The sequence below is a fragment of the Mycoplana dimorpha genome (assembly GCF_003046475.1).
GTDB classification, from domain to species: domain Bacteria; phylum Pseudomonadota; class Alphaproteobacteria; order Rhizobiales; family Rhizobiaceae; genus Mycoplana; species Mycoplana dimorpha.
In genome coordinates this window covers 15,355-29,219 of record NZ_PZZZ01000014.1, presented here as the reverse complement: position 1 = coordinate 29,219, position 13,865 = coordinate 15,355, and the positions used below count along the sequence as shown (strand labels likewise).

Sequence of the window (13,865 nt, the reverse complement as noted above, 5' to 3'; positions counted from 1 at the left end):
TGGTGCCATGCGTAAACCCTGTAATCGTCATATGTCGAAGCCTCGTTCGGCAACAACATCAACAATCACACGCTGATCCGGAAGGTGGGGGAAAACCAGCGCTTACGCCCCAGGGTGCCGTCATGAACGAAAAGTGCCTTCGGCCATGTCCGCTTCTGGGACGCGGCCGCCGCCAGTTCAATGACCAAGTTGGCGGCGCAATGCTGCCGCTCGCCTTAGGGTGGACAGAATCGCGCTCTCACGAGCCCTGCGCGGGTTGTTGATTTGGACCAGGAAGATCGCATAATGGATCAAGGGGAACTGGCCGCGATGGCCGACTGGCGCGCGTCTTTCGACGGCAGAAGCGGCATAGTTAGCTAGCACGTGTGGTGGCGCGCTTTTCGGCGCTTTTGGGCGAGTTGGGGCGCTCCGTGGCCTTACGAAGCCCTAACTCAAACCGGGTTGCCGCTGGGCGATCGCGCAGTGGGCTGCAGTGGCCGGCGTGTCCGCGCTTTCCCACCTTCCCAAGTGACACCATCCCTTACAGCCGCATCGCTTTCCGGCTGAAATCGTCGGCCGTGCTCTCTTCGGCCAGAAGATAGCACCGTTCGTTCCTGTCGAAATCAACGATCGAGCGCCCGTTTGCGAATGCCGTCTGCAATAAATCGCGTAGCCGGTTGCGCAGGTCGCGGGCATGACCAGGCGCCGTTTTCGTCAGTTGCTCGAGGTCTTTCGGAAGGGAGAGCGGTAGCGCTGTGGCCGACTGCAAAGGGCGCTGCCCACCGTGCGCCAGGGTGGCGACCACCGGGGTTTCGAGGTGCCAATCTACCAAAAGCCGGTCGGAAGCGAGGCCGCGGTTGATCCCTTCCATCTCGCCGTAATAATCCTCGAGATAGGTGTTCGAGGTCGCCGCCAACTGATGGATATTCAACAAGGCGTTCACTGCCCGCAAAGGATCGAAAGTCCAGCGAATTAGGGTGATGCCCCGCGCCAGGCACCAACTGCGCTGATACCGCTTGAGGCGAACGCCCAGGCCACGGCCGCGCGCCATCGGCCGTACGGCCAGCCGGTGCGAATGCTGGATCGAAGGGTCGCGTGTCGGAAAGCCGAAGACGTAGCCGAGAAGCTGCCCCTCCGCAAAGGCGCCGCCGGCGAGGCCGCCCTCGGCCTGGATTACCATCATCAAATCGGCCGGATCGGGCAGGTCGCCCTGACCCCAGACTTCACGCTGGAGCGCCTCGGCCGCGCGGAATTCCGCCATGCCGGACAGTTCGCGCAGGACAACGCCGCTCATGGCCGAAACTCCTGCCGCGACAAGGTGGCGGTGGCGAGGTAATGCTGGTCCAGTGTCACGCCGATACCGGGACCAACGGGCACCGGCATCCGTCCATCCCGAGCTTCGAGTTTCTGCTCGATGATATCGCGGGTAAAATAGCGGCTGGCCGAGGAGGTGTCGCCGGGCTTTGTAAAATTTGGGAGCGTCGAGAGATGGATGTTGTGCGCGCGGCCGATTCCCGCTTCCAGCATTCCCCCGCACCAGACCGGCACGCTGAAGGCTTCGCACAGATCGTGGATGGCGAGCGCCGCGGCATGGCCGCCGGCGCGCCCGACCTTGATGTTGATCACCCGGGCCGCATCCGTTTGCAGCGCCTTGCGCGCGTGCTCCACCGTGCGGATGCATTCGTCGAGGCAGATCGGCGTGCGGACGCGCGATTGCAGCGTGGCATGGTCGTGGATGTCGTCCCAGGCCAGCGGCTGCTCGATGTAGTCGAGGTCGAATTCGTCCATTCGCCGGATCAGGTCGGTATCGGCCAGCGTGTAGCTGCAATTCGCATCCACGGTCAGATGGGCGTCTGGGAATTCCTGCCGGACGGCCTGGAGCAGCGCGATGTCGTGCCCGCGCTTCACCTTGAGTTTGATCCGCCTGTAGCCCTGCCGCACATGGTCGGCGACGCTGTCCAGCGTCGCCGCAATCGGCGCAATGCCAAGCGAGACGCCGACATCCACCGCCTCGCCCTCGCCGCCGAGGGCGGTCTGGAGCGGTATGTCCAGCGACTTCGCCCAAAGGTCCCAGAAGGCCATCTCCAGCGTCGCCCGGGCCATGAAGTTGCCGCGCCATGGCTCGAGGGCCCGCGCCAGCGTTGACGGGTGGGGGAAAGCCTTACCCAGAACCTGCGGCAAAAGCACGGTCGCCAGAAAGTCCATCGCCCCGGTTACCGTCTCTTCCAGATAATCGGGCAGCGTGTCCATCACGCCCTCGGCGTAGCCTTCCAACCCGCCCGAGCGGAGGATCAGCAGCGGGAAAATCTTTTCGGTCATCGTACCGGTGGCGATGGTGAACGGGTTCACCAGCGGCAGCCGCACCAGGCGCAATTCGGCGCCGTCAATGCGGAGGGGCAAGCGGGTGGACGTGGAATCGGGCATGGCGGGCTTCCTGATTAGTGCGCTTCCGACGTATCTTTACAGTTTACTTGCATTGTTGACGAGGTGAAATATTTCTGTCACGCTCGGTTCATCTACACGGGAGGGGAGAGCCGGTGGGTCGTTCACAGGAGGCGCAATCTAACGGTACGGCCGATCGGACCGCCACCGACGGCAATCTGCATGACCGTCTGACCGCAGCCGTGGAAGGCGGAACGCCTTCGGAGCGCGCGCTGGCGCATTATCTGCTCGCCAACCAGTCGTCGCTGCCATTCGAGACCGCGGCGACGCTTGCCCGCAAGGTGGGGGTGTCCGAGGCCTCCGTCGGTCGGTTCTGCCGCTCCATTGGCTACCGCCATCTCAAGGACATGAAATCCGGCCTCCAGGCGGATCTGGGCGAGAAGCCCTGGCTCATCGGCGATCGGCTGAAGGATTTCCACCGCCGCAGCCGCGAAGGCGGGGCGGAACTGGCGCGGGCGCTGGAACGCGAGATTGCCGCGCTTGTCACCGTCTACGAGCTTGCGGCGACGCCGGCCTTCGAGGCGGCGATCGAGCGGCTGGCGCGGCGGCGCTCGGTCTTCGTCGCGGGGTTCCAGACGGAGCGCGGCCACGCGGTCGAACTGGCACACAACCTGCAATATCTACGGCCAGGTGTGCATCTGGCGGATGTCGCGGGCGGCCATTTCGCGGAAATCCTGCTGGGAGAGGCGGCCGAGACCACGCTCGTCCTGATCGACGGGTTGCGCTATTCGCGCCTGACGCACGATTTGGCATTAGCCGCGCGCGACGAGGGGATTCCCGTGACGCTGATCACCGATCCCTATTGCGATTGGGCGCCGGGCGTCGTCACCGAACTTTTCGCCGTGCCGACCGACCTCAACCAGTTCTGGGACGCCACGTCGGCCATGTCATCCCTGATCGGCCTGATGGTGAATGGCGTCTTTCGCGAACTGGGCGCCCTAGTCGAGAACAGAATTGCCCGCGTCTCGGCGCTTTACGCAGATTTCGTCGGCCATATCGTCCCCGGACGAAATCCCGGCAAAGTAAAACACAGATTCCCACACAGAGAGGACCCGGCATGACTTTTCTCTTTCGCAAGACCTTTATTGCAGCTTCCCTCAGCTTTGCCGCGATCTCCGCCGCCCAGGCCCAGGAGGCGGTGTTCGTCGCACCCAACAGCGAAGTGGGGATACCGACGCTGGATCCGATCCGCGCCAACAATCTCGGCCGCGGGACGGTCCTGATCTTCGACCGCCTGGTGAGCCAGGCCGCGGACCTGTCCTATCATCCCTGGCTTGCAGAAAGCTGGGAAGAAGCGCCGGACGGCATGGCCTGGACGTTTCATCTCAAAAAGGGCGTGACATTCCACAACGGCAAGCCGTTCGACGCAGAGGTGGTTAAGGCCTGGCTGGAACAGTTCAAGGCCGCCGAAAACGCCTACATGAGCGAGGCGATCGCGGAGGTTCAGGTGATCGACGACGCCACAGTGAAGTTCGTGATGGCGCGACCGGAGCCCAACCTGCTCTACAACCTGTCTTCGAGCTACATGTCTGTCATCGAGCCGGAGTCCAGGGCCGCGCTAGGCGAGAATTTCGGCGTGACCGAGGCGTACGGCACCGGTCCGTTCAAGCTGGAAAGCTTTACGATCGGTCAGGAAACGGTGCTTGTTCGTAACGACGATTATAAATGGGGTCCGCCTCTGGCCAAGAACGTTGGGCCGGCCAAGATCGCCAAGCTGACGCTGCGCGAGATCGCCGAAGATTCGACGGCGCTGCTGGAACTGAAAACCGGCGGCGTGGACCTTCTGTTGAGCGTTCCCGCCGACCTCACCACCGAGGTGGAGAAGAGCACGAACCTCGTCGTCCTGACCAGACCCGGCGAGGACGTCTACTACATGCCGATCAATGTGACGAAGGCCCCTTTCGACGACATCCGTGTGCGCGAGGCAGCGGCCAAGGCGATTAACCAGGAAGAAATCCTGGCCTCGGTTTTCGACGGAGTCGGGTTGGTGGCCGACACGTTCCTGATTTCGGCCTTGCCCGAGAGCCATGTCTCCGACAGCGCCAGGATCCACTACGATCCTGACCGCGCGAATACGCTGCTGGACGAGGCCGGCTGGCAGATGGGTGAAAACGGCGTGAGGGCCAAGGACGGCGCCCCCCTAAAGGTCAGCCTGTGGACCCAGTCGGATTCGATCTTCCGCCGCCTCTCCGAAGTGATCCAGGCGCAACTGAAGGCGGTCGGAATCGAAGCCGAGATCACCACCTTCGACAGCTCGATGATCCGCGACCAGTACAAGACCGGCAACCAGCAACTGGCCGTGCGTTCCTATAACTGGGACAATGCCGATATTGTCGACTGGTTCTTCGGCGCCGACCGGCTGGGGTATCCAAACGTTTCCATGTTCAACGACCCCAAGGCGGAGGAACTGCGCGCAAAAGCCATGACCGGCTCGAAAAACATGGAGGAGCGCGTGGCACATTTCACCACCTATCATGATTATGTGCTGACCCAGTTCCCGATGGCGCCGATCTATCAGCCGGTCCAGGCGGTCGCCTACAACAAGGACCGCCTGCTCATGCCCGAAGAGATCAATGCGCCCGGCATCAGCACAGTGGCTATAATGGACATGGAGGTGAAGGAATAGGCGCGACCGCGGCGAAGGGAGGACCGGCATGCTGCCGTGGCTGATTCGACGTGTGCTGACGCTCGTCCCGGTTTTTCTGGCCGTGTCGGTGGTGATCTTCTCCATTCTCCACTTCATACCCGGCGACCCGATCGACAACCTATTGAAGGTCGGGTCGCCGGCTTCGGCTCGCGCCGAGATGGAGGCGCGCTACGGTCTCGATCGGGCGCTGCCGGTGCAATACGGCATCTGGCTTGGAAAGGTATTCCAGGGGGATCTCGGCACGGCCATCGTGGCGCGCCGACCGGTTGCCGAACTGATCGCGCAGGCGTTGCCGCACTCCCTGCGCCTAGGCGGTCTGGCCCTGCTTTTCTCCAGTGTCGTGGGGATAACGTTGGGGATCATCGCAGCCCTCTGGCGTGACCGCTGGCCGGACCGCGCCATCATGGGCGGCGTGCTCGTTGGTTCCACCATGCCCAACTTCTGGCTGGGACTGATCTTGATGCTGGTCTTTTCCGTCTGGATGGGATGGTTCCCGGTTTCGGGCGCGCGCGGCTGGAACTCGCTGGTGCTTCCGGTGGTGACGATCGGCCTCGGCGGCACCGCGCTCGTCGCGCGCATCACCCGCGTGGCGATGATCGAGGCCGTCAGGCAGGACTTCGTCACGCTTCTGCACGCCAAGGGCCTGCCTCCGTTGCGCATCGAACTCTTTCACGTTCTTCGCCACGCGCTGATCCCGGTGGTGACGATCCTCGCGCTCAGGATCGGCTGGATTCTCGGCGGAGCGATCACCGTCGAGGTGGTATTCGCTCGTCCGGGGCTCGGGACGCTGCTGATCAAGTCGCTCAGCCAGCATGACTATCCAGTGGTTCAGGCGTGCCTGCTGATGCTGGCGATGGCGGTGATGCTGGGCACGCTCTTGGGCGACGTCCTGCAGGCAATGATGGACCCACGTATCAGGGCGGCGATGGCATGAGCGCTTGGCCGGCCCCCTTACGTGCGCTTCGCTGGCCGGTCGGTGGCATCGCCGGCGCGTGGCTTATCGTTATCGTCGCAGCGGCGCTTTTCGCCCCACTGATCTCGCCCTATGCCTATGACGCGCAGGCCTTGAAGGAGGCCTATGGCTCGGCCTCGGCGGCCCATTGGCTGGGCACGGACGAGTTCGGGCGGGACCTTTTGACCCGCCTTATGTATGGCGCCCGCACATCGCTTTCGGTCAGCGCCATCGCCATCTCGTTATCGGTGGCATGCGGAATGGTGCTCGGCGCGGCCGCTGCGTGGTTCGGCGGCCCGTTCGACCGCACGGTGATGGTGGTCGTCGACTTGACCTGGTCCTTCCCGGAGATTCTGATCGCGCTGATCCTGGTCGCCATCATCGGCCCCGGCACCACTGGCACCATGATCGCCATCGCCGTTGCCTATCTGGCGCAGTTCACTCGCCTGACCCGGGCCCAGATCATGACGCTGAAGGGGGAGACCTTTATCGAGGCGGCGCGCAGCCTCGGGGCCGGCAACACGCATATCCTGCTGCGCCACCTGTTGCCCAACGCGTTCGCCCCCGTGCTCGTTGCGGCCATGCTGGCCACGGGCGATGCGATCATACTCGAAGCGACGCTCGGTTTCTTCGGCCTTGGCGCGCAGCCGCCGGTGCCCTCCTGGGGCGGCATGATGTCAGCCGGCTCGGCGCTGGTGTTCAAGGCGCCCTGGATCATCGTCTTTCCGGGCCTTGCCGTGGCGGCGACGGTGCTGGCGATCAACCTTTACGGCGATGCGCTGATCGCCGAACTCGATATCCGTTCGAAGCTGCGGGGTGCCGGATGAGTGCGCTTCTGGAACTCTCGGGCGTCAGCGTCGCCATTGGCAATGTTGCGCTCGTGGACCGCATCAGCCTCAGAGTCGAAGCCGGCCGAATCCTCGGCCTCGTCGGTGAAAGCGGCTCGGGCAAGTCGCTGACCGCCATGGCCGCGATGGGGTTGTTGCCGCTTATCGGCGGGCGCGTCACGGAAGGCGAGGTGCGCTTTGCCGGACGGGATATGGCCGGGATGAGCGATGCCGAACGCCGCGCGCTGCGGGGCCGGCGCATCGGTTTCGTTACCCAGAACCCGATGACCGCCCTCGACCCGGTGCAGCGGATTGGGGCGCAGGTCGATATCGTCTCGCGCCTGCACCTTCGCCTGACGAAAGCTGCCGCACGCGCCCGCACACTAGACCTGCTGACTCAACTGCGCATTCCCGACGCGGCAGCCGTGGTCGACGCCTATCCCCACCAGCTTTCCGGCGGCATGAAGCAGCGCATCGTGATCGCCATGGCACTCGCGGGCGACCCCGAACTGATCATCGCGGATGAGCCCACCACGGCGCTCGATGTCACGGTGCAGGCACAAATCATACAGATACTCGGCGCTTTGGTGCGCGACCGCGGGCTGGCGCTGCTGCTTATCACGCATGACATGGGAGTCATCGCGCAGATCTGCGACCGGGTTGCGGTGCTCTATTCGGGCCGGCTGGTCGAAGAGGGGCCGGTCGGCCCGATTTTCGCGAACCCAGCCCACCCCTATACCGCCGCGCTAATCGATTGCATCCCGCAAGAAGGAATGGCCAAGCGCAGTCTTCGCGGTATCCCAGGCGCGGTTCCCTCCGCACTGGCCTTCCCGCCCGGTTGCCGCTTTCATCCGCGCTGCCGGCGGGCAACTGAAACCTGCCGGGACGACGCCCCGCCGCTTTTGCCGCTGGGCGCGGGAAGCGTCGCCTGTCATCACGCCGGACCGCCATGAGCGAACCCCTGATCCGTACCGAAGGGCTGACCAAACGCTTCCGTTCCGGCGGGGGACTGTTCTCGCGCGAGCGCGTCATGACCGCGGTGCGCGATGTGACGCTGGAAATTGCCCGTGGCGAAGTGCTGGGTGTGGTCGGTGAAAGCGGCTGCGGCAAGTCCACGCTGGCCCGCCTAATCCTGCGGCTGATCGAGACAACCGAGGGCAGCGTCGTCTTCGACGGCACCGAACTGACCGCTCTGCCCCCGACCGCCCTGCGTGCGATGCGCAAGCGCATGGCGATGGTCTTTCAGGACCCCTATTCGAGCCTCGATCCGCGCTTCACTCTGGCCGAGGTGCTGGCCGAACCTTTCCGGGTGCAGGGCCATGATCTGCCGAACGATGCCGTTCCCGCCATGCTCGCCGCCGTCGGCTTGCCGGAAGCGTTGGCGACGAGTTACCCGCATCAGCTTTCCGGCGGGCAACGCCAGCGTGTCGGAATCGCCCGGGCTCTGGCCCTACATCCCGATCTGGTCGTGCTTGACGAGCCGACCGCCTCGCTCGACGTCTCGATCCAGGCGCAGATCATCGCACTACTCGCCGATCTGCGCGACAAGATGGGGCTGACCTACCTGTTCATCAGCCACGATCTTGGCCTGGTGCGCTATTTCTGCGATCGGATCGTGGTCATGTATCTCGGCTCGGTGGTTGAGGTGCTGCCCAATACGCAAGCGGCGCCGCGCCATCCTTATACCGATGCGCTGATGCGCTCGGGCTTTGCCCCCGACCCGGCCCGCCGGCGCGAAATCGTGCCGCTTGGCGGGGAAATCCCCAGTCCCTTCGCCTTGCCTGCGGGCTGCGCTTTCGCCACGCGCTGCGCCTTCGCTTCAGACCGCTGTCGCAGGGAGCGCCCGCCGCTATCGCAGGGGCTATCCCATCCCGTCGCCTGTTTCCATCCACTTTGAAAGCCACATCCGATGTCGTTTCACGTTCTTACCGCCGCCTTTGTTCATGAAAGCAATACCTTCAAGAAGGGCGAGACCACGCTACAGGACTTTCGTGAAGGTGTGCTCGATATCGGACAGGCGGCCGTCGACCGGTTCGGCGACGTGAACGAGGAACTTGCGGGGTTCCTCGACGCTGGGCGCGAGGCCGGTTGGCGCGTGACCCACACCGTTTCAGCCCACGCCACGCCGGGCGCCCGCGTCTCGCGCGAAGCCTTCGAACACGTCGCGGGGATCATCTGCGAAGCTGCCCGCGGCCATCGCGCCACGCTCGATGGCGTGGCGCTCAGCCTGCACGGGTCCATGGTGCCTACATTCTGCGAGGACGGCGAAGGGGAGCTTCTTGCCCGACTGCGTGACATCCTCGGTGACGCGATCCCTATCGCCGTAACGCTGGACCTGCATGCCATGGTGACGCCGGCGATGGTGGAACGGGCGCAGATATTCGTCAGCTACAAGACCTATCCGCATGTGGACATGCGCGAGACCGGTCGCCATGCTGGCCGGCTTCTCGATGCGGCGATGCGTGGGGCGACGCGGCCGCGCACACTGCGCGCCCACCGCCCGATGCTCGATGAGGCCAATGCCGGTCGCACCGATGTGCCACAGACGGCGGATCTCTATACCCGTGCCAGCGCCTTCGAGACCGAGCCGGGAATCCTCGCCGTCTCGGTTAATGCCGGCTTTTCGGAAACCGATATCGAGGAGATGGGGCCGACTGTTCTGGTGACGCATGACGAAGGCGCCGGCCCCCGCGCGCGCGAAATCGCCGAAGACCTCGCCCACGCCATTTGGGAAGGCCGTGGGCTGACCTCGAACGATTTCCTCGGGCCGGCTGAGGCCGCCGCCGTCGCCCGCCACTTCGATTCATCCCAGGGGCCTTTAGTGATCGCCGACTATGCCGACAACCCTGGCGCCGGCGCTTATGGGGACGCCACCGCGCTTCTCGCCGCCCTTTTGACTACGGGTGCTGCAGGAGGGGCCTTTGCGCCGATGATCGACCCGGCCGCCGCCGCGGAACTTCATCGGCACGCCGTCGGCGAAACCGTGACGCTGGCCATCGGTGGTAAGTGCGACCCGGCCTTCGGCGGCGACCCGCTTATTTTGACCGGTGAGATCGTTCACCTTTCGGACGGCACCTATACCGGCGACGGGCCGATCCTTGGCGGCATCACCTACAGCTTCGGCCCGACTGCCGTGTTTCGGGTGAAGGGAATCGATATCCTCATCGTAACCCTGCCGGGGCAGATGCTCGACCTCCAACAGGTGCGCGCCTTTGGCATCGAGCCCTCGCGACTGCGCTTTCTGGTGGTGAAGTCGATGCAGCATTTCCGTGCCGCCTTCGAACCGGTCGCAGGCCAGGTGATCGTGTGCGACACCGGAGCGCTCGCTACCCCGCAGGCGCACCTTCGACCCTATGTTCGCGTCCGCCGTCCGGTCTGGCCGCTGGACCGTGTCGGCTTTCCCCATGATCTGTGACGATGGTCTGCCGCCGGCTTCGTAGGCCAGAACCTCAGATACTGTTGGTTGTTCGATTGGCTTGGCAGGCTCGTCGGGCGCAACAGTCCGACGACGATGCGCGGCCATGTCAGGGTCAGTGCGCCACCGGCTCTTTCATCCGCGCTTCTGGCGAAACCTATCGTTTCGGTCAGGCGCCACCATCCTGGGATCGCGATTAGGCACATTCTATTTCCAAGTGCGACATGCCAATGATTTCGATGGTTTCGCCTTGGAGATATTTTGGATGTCGCTTTGCTATTCGCAGCTTTCCCTGCCCGATCGCCGACGCCTTCATCATCTGAAGGAACGCAAGGTCCCCGTCGGCGAAATCGCGCGCCTGCTTGGCCGTCACCGCTCGACGATCTATCGCGAACTGAGACGCAATACGTTTCAAGATGCCGAGTTTCCCGAATACAGCGGCTACTACTGCACCGTGGCCGACGCCATAGCCAAGGAACGGCGGCGGCGCTTGCGCAAGCTCAGGCGGCATCCCGACCTGCGCGTGTTCGTAACCGATCGGCTGAAGGCGCATTGGTCGCCGGAGCAGATCGCCGGTCGCCTGGTTGCCGACGGCGTGAGCCCCGTCCGCATTTGCCCGGAAACAATCTATCGCTTCATCTACTCCAAGGAAGACTATGCGCTGGGGCTCTATCGCCATCTTCCCGAGGCTCGGCGCAAGCGTCGGCGTCGTGGAACACGCCAGCCACGCGGATCGCGCATTCCGATCGACTGCAGGATCGGCCAACGCCCTGAATTTATTGGCAGCCGATCGGAGTTCGGTCATTGGGAAGGCGATCTGCTGATCTTTCGTCGCGAGCTCGGTGAAGCCAACGTCACCACCCTCGTCGAGCGCAAGAGCCGCTATACGGTGATGATCAAGAACAGGAGCCGGCACTCACGGCCGATCATGGACAAGATCATCCATGCGTTCTCGCCTCTGCCTTCTCATGCCCGCCGCAGCTTCACCTTCGACCGTGGGACCGAGTTCATGGGCTATCGGGCTCTGGAAGATGGGATAGGCGCGAGAAGCTGGTTCTGCGATCCCAATTCGCCGTGGCAGAAAGGTGCCGTCGAGAACGCCAACAAGCGCATTCGCCGCTTCGTGCCAGGCGATACTGACCTGGCAGCCGTATTACAGCGCGACCTCACCCAACTCGCACGACATCTGAACGATCAGCCGCGAAAATGCCTCGGCTACAAGACGCCGGCCGAAGTGTTCATGGCCCATTTGCAGGAAGGCAAGTGATCCCCTACCCTGTAAGACAGGCATGATGCACTTGGGTTAGCTTCTCCACCCTTCCAATTATAAAAAGTCGCCTCAGAAATCCCGTGCTTGCAGCACAGATCAGCCGCCTTCGCACCTGCCTCCTGCTCCTTCAGCACCCCAATAATCTGCTCTTCCGTAAATCTCTGCTTCTTCATGCGTCCGTCCTCAATGGCCGGTGTCTAATCCATTCTGGAGGAAATTCTCAGTGGCAGGTCAGTCTACAGTGTAGACGAGGAGAAAATCACCGCCGATATGACATGGCAGTAATGCACGTCTGGATGCCCCAAAGGGCCTCTGCTAAACTTGGACATCGTCTCAAAACGCGAAGGAGATTGCATGGCACAAGTTTCGCAAGCCAAGAAGAGACGCTTCCAACTCATCCTGATCAAGCCCTCGCACTATGACGACGATGGCTACGTGATCCGCTGGTGGCGCCCGATGATCCCTTCGAATTCGCTCGCCGCCCTCTATGGCCTTGCCGCCGACTGCGCCGAGCGCAAGGTGCTCGGCCCGGACGTTGCCATCGATATCACGGCGATCGACGAGACGAATACCCGGATCGATTTCCCGGCCCTTCTGCGCCGGCTTGGGCGACACGCCAACTTCGGCATGGTGGCGCTTGTCGGAGTCCAATCCAACCAGTATCCGCGTGCCCTCGATATTGCGCGGCCGTTCCGGGAGGCCGGCATCCCGGTTGCGATCGGCGGCTTTCACGTGTCGGGCTGCATTGCCATGCTCGAAGGCATGGCAGTGGACCTCGATTCCTGCCGCAGGATGGGCATTGCCATGTTCGCGGGCGAGGCGGAGGGTCGTCTTGACACGATCCTGCAGGATGCCGCCGGCGGCAGGCTGGAGCCGGTCTACAATTTCATGGACGATCTGCCCGGCATTGGCGGCATGCCCGTTCCGTTCCTGCCCAAGGAAAATGTCGCTCGCACGCTCGGGCTGAGCACCAGCTTCGATGCCGGGCGCGGCTGCCCCTATCAATGTTCCTTCTGCACGATCATCAACGTGCAGGGGCGCAAGTCGCGCTTCCGCTCGGCCGATGACGTCGAGACGCTCGTGCGGATGAACTGGGCGCAGGGCGTCCACAAATTCTTCATCACCGACGATAATTTCGCCCGCAACAAGGAATGGGAGGCGATCTTTGACCGACTGATCGAACTGCGAGAGAAGGACCGCATTCCGCTCGGCCTGATGATCCAGGTTGATACGCTCTGCCACAAGATCCCGAACTTCATCGAAAAGGCAAAGCGTGCCGGGGTTACCCGCGTTTTCATCGGCCTCGAAAACGTCAACCCCGACAACCTCACCTCGGCGAAGAAGAACCAGAACAAGATCACCGAATACAGGAAGATGCTCCTTGCTTGGAAGGCGCAGGGCATTATCACGCTCGCAGGCTATATCCTCGGTTTTCCGGCCGATACCCCCGAGACCATCCGGCGCGACATCGCCATCATTCAACACGAACTGCCGATCGACGTCGTCGAGTTCTTCATCCTCACGCCATTGCCGGGTTCGGAGGATCGCCAGAAGCTCTGGAAAAGCGGCGTGGAGATGCGGGCCGATCTCAACGTCTATGACGTCGAGCATGTGTGCACGGCGCATCCGAAGATGAGCCGGGAAGCGTGGGAGGGCATATATCGCGAGGCATGGCGGCTCTATTACTCGCCCGAGCACATGCGGACGCTGCTGCGCCGCGCGGCTGCGACAGGCGTGCCGATCGGAAGCCTCGTCAAGCTGCTCGTTTCCTTCGCGACGATGGTGCCGCTCGAAAAGGTGCATCCCCTGCAGAGCGGACTGCTACGCCTGAAGCAGCCGTCTGAGCGGCGGCCAGGCCTGAAGCAGGTCCATCCGCTGAGCTTCTGGCCGCAGTATGTTTGGGAGACGCTGCGCAAGCATGTGGCGCTCGCGGGCACCATCGTCCGATTGACGGCTACCGCTTACCGGATCTCCCGCGATCCGGCTTCAAAAACCTACATGGATCAGGCGCTGATGCCGGTCGGAGACGACGAGGAGGAAACGCGCGATCTGTTCACCAAGACTGCCGGCGGTGCGGCAGCGGTGGCGCACGTAAAGAAGGTCGCGGCGCTCACCCACGCCAATCCTGGGCGGGAAACGGCGCGGGCGGGCACTCGAACACGGGCATGATCCCGGGGGCTTGCTGATGGCTCTCGGTGACGCCGAACTCGAAAATGGTGCTACGGCACGTCCGCCAAGGCGAATATGCTGTCGAGCGACAGGGCGAGCTGATCGCCGAACTGTTGGCGAAGGGCGTTCCGGCCTTTGACGAACGCATGAAGTGACTCCGAAAC

The 13,865-nt window shown here is 63.1% G+C and carries 11 protein-coding genes and 2 pseudogenes; 10 read left to right on the top strand and 3 right to left on the bottom strand.

Annotated elements, in window-relative coordinates:
- Positions 1-520 precede the first annotated feature (520 nt).
- Positions 521-1,273 carry a GNAT family N-acetyltransferase gene (locus C7449_RS21120; protein ID WP_108004877.1) on the bottom strand — a complete coding sequence of 251 codons (753 nt, stop codon included), beginning with the start codon at positions 1,271-1,273 and terminating at the stop codon, positions 521-523.
- The gene (menC, locus tag C7449_RS21115; RefSeq protein WP_108004876.1) at positions 1,270-2,403 is read right to left on the bottom strand and encodes an o-succinylbenzoate synthase; all 1,134 of its coding nucleotides are present in this window, start codon (positions 2,401-2,403) and stop codon (positions 1,270-1,272) included. Before menC ends, C7449_RS21120 begins: the two co-directional genes overlap by 4 nt.
- Positions 2,404-2,516: 113 nt before the next feature.
- Between menC and C7449_RS21110 the strand changes: the two genes are divergently transcribed.
- The 9 genes and pseudogenes from C7449_RS21110 (at position 2,517) to C7449_RS21070 (ending at position 11,529) form a co-directional block, all read left to right on the top strand.
- A complete protein-coding gene (locus C7449_RS21110; protein WP_108004875.1) occupies positions 2,517-3,482 on the top strand; it encodes a MurR/RpiR family transcriptional regulator in 966 nt (321 codons plus the stop codon).
- Positions 3,479-5,047, top strand: coding sequence for an ABC transporter substrate-binding protein (locus C7449_RS21105; RefSeq protein WP_108004874.1), 1,569 nt, complete (start codon positions 3,479-3,481; stop codon positions 5,045-5,047). The genes C7449_RS21110 and C7449_RS21105 overlap by 4 nt, the downstream gene beginning before the upstream one ends.
- A 28-nt stretch (positions 5,048-5,075) precedes the next feature.
- On the top strand, positions 5,076-6,002 hold the full coding sequence (locus C7449_RS21100; RefSeq protein WP_108004873.1) for an ABC transporter permease: 927 nt from the start codon (positions 5,076-5,078) through the stop codon (positions 6,000-6,002).
- Positions 5,999-6,847 carry an ABC transporter permease gene (locus tag C7449_RS21095; protein ID WP_108004872.1) on the top strand — a complete coding sequence of 283 codons (849 nt, stop codon included), beginning with the start codon at positions 5,999-6,001 and terminating at the stop codon, positions 6,845-6,847. The genes C7449_RS21100 and C7449_RS21095 overlap by 4 nt, the downstream gene beginning before the upstream one ends.
- On the top strand, positions 6,844-7,800 hold the full coding sequence (locus C7449_RS21090; protein WP_108004871.1) for an ABC transporter ATP-binding protein: 957 nt from the start codon (positions 6,844-6,846) through the stop codon (positions 7,798-7,800). The genes C7449_RS21095 and C7449_RS21090 overlap by 4 nt, the downstream gene beginning before the upstream one ends.
- Positions 7,797-8,744, top strand: coding sequence for an ABC transporter ATP-binding protein (locus tag C7449_RS21085; protein WP_108004870.1), 948 nt, complete (start codon positions 7,797-7,799; stop codon positions 8,742-8,744). The genes C7449_RS21090 and C7449_RS21085 overlap by 4 nt, the downstream gene beginning before the upstream one ends.
- A gap of 12 nt (positions 8,745-8,756) precedes the next feature.
- Positions 8,757-10,262 (top strand): M81 family metallopeptidase, encoded by a 1,506-nt coding sequence (locus tag C7449_RS21080; RefSeq protein WP_108004869.1) that lies wholly within the window; start codon positions 8,757-8,759, stop codon positions 10,260-10,262.
- Between the two features lie 72 nt (positions 10,263-10,334).
- Positions 10,335-10,460: pseudogene (locus C7449_RS22265) on the top strand (LysR family transcriptional regulator); the annotation flags it as partial.
- A gap of 67 nt (positions 10,461-10,527) precedes the next feature.
- Positions 10,528-11,529, top strand: a complete 1,002-nt coding sequence (locus tag C7449_RS21070) for an IS30 family transposase (RefSeq protein ID WP_108004868.1) — start codon at positions 10,528-10,530, stop codon at positions 11,527-11,529.
- Between the two features lie 50 nt (positions 11,530-11,579).
- Here C7449_RS21070 and C7449_RS21065 read toward each other — a convergent pair.
- Positions 11,580-11,705, bottom strand: a pseudogene (locus C7449_RS21065) (transposase); the annotation flags it as partial.
- A 181-nt stretch (positions 11,706-11,886) separates the two neighbouring features.
- Here C7449_RS21065 and C7449_RS21060 point away from each other — a divergent pair.
- Positions 11,887-13,701, top strand: coding sequence for a B12-binding domain-containing radical SAM protein (locus C7449_RS21060; RefSeq protein ID WP_108004867.1), 1,815 nt, complete (start codon positions 11,887-11,889; stop codon positions 13,699-13,701).
- Positions 13,702-13,865 lie beyond the last annotated feature (164 nt).

What these genes read in the sequence shown, in the direction of transcription:
- C7449_RS21120 (WP_108004877.1), bottom strand. Translation starts at nt 1,273, where the DNA reads ATGAGCGGCGTTGTCCTGCGCGAACTGTCCGGCATGGCGGAATTCCGC.
- menC (WP_108004876.1), bottom strand. Translation starts at nt 2,403, where the DNA reads ATGCCCGATTCCACGTCCACCCGCTTGCCCCTCCGCATTGACGGCGCC.
- C7449_RS21105 (WP_108004874.1), top strand. Translation starts at nt 3,479, where the DNA reads ATGACTTTTCTCTTTCGCAAGACCTTTATTGCAGCTTCCCTCAGCTTT.
- C7449_RS21100 (WP_108004873.1), top strand. Translation starts at nt 5,076, where the DNA reads ATGCTGCCGTGGCTGATTCGACGTGTGCTGACGCTCGTCCCGGTTTTT.
- C7449_RS21095 (WP_108004872.1), top strand. Translation starts at nt 5,999, where the DNA reads ATGAGCGCTTGGCCGGCCCCCTTACGTGCGCTTCGCTGGCCGGTCGGT.
- C7449_RS21090 (WP_108004871.1), top strand. Translation starts at nt 6,844, where the DNA reads ATGAGTGCGCTTCTGGAACTCTCGGGCGTCAGCGTCGCCATTGGCAAT.
- C7449_RS21085 (WP_108004870.1), top strand. Translation starts at nt 7,797, where the DNA reads ATGAGCGAACCCCTGATCCGTACCGAAGGGCTGACCAAACGCTTCCGT.
- C7449_RS21080 (WP_108004869.1), top strand. Translation starts at nt 8,757, where the DNA reads ATGTCGTTTCACGTTCTTACCGCCGCCTTTGTTCATGAAAGCAATACC.
- C7449_RS21070 (WP_108004868.1), top strand. Translation starts at nt 10,528, where the DNA reads ATGTCGCTTTGCTATTCGCAGCTTTCCCTGCCCGATCGCCGACGCCTT.
- C7449_RS21060 (WP_108004867.1), top strand. Translation starts at nt 11,887, where the DNA reads ATGGCACAAGTTTCGCAAGCCAAGAAGAGACGCTTCCAACTCATCCTG.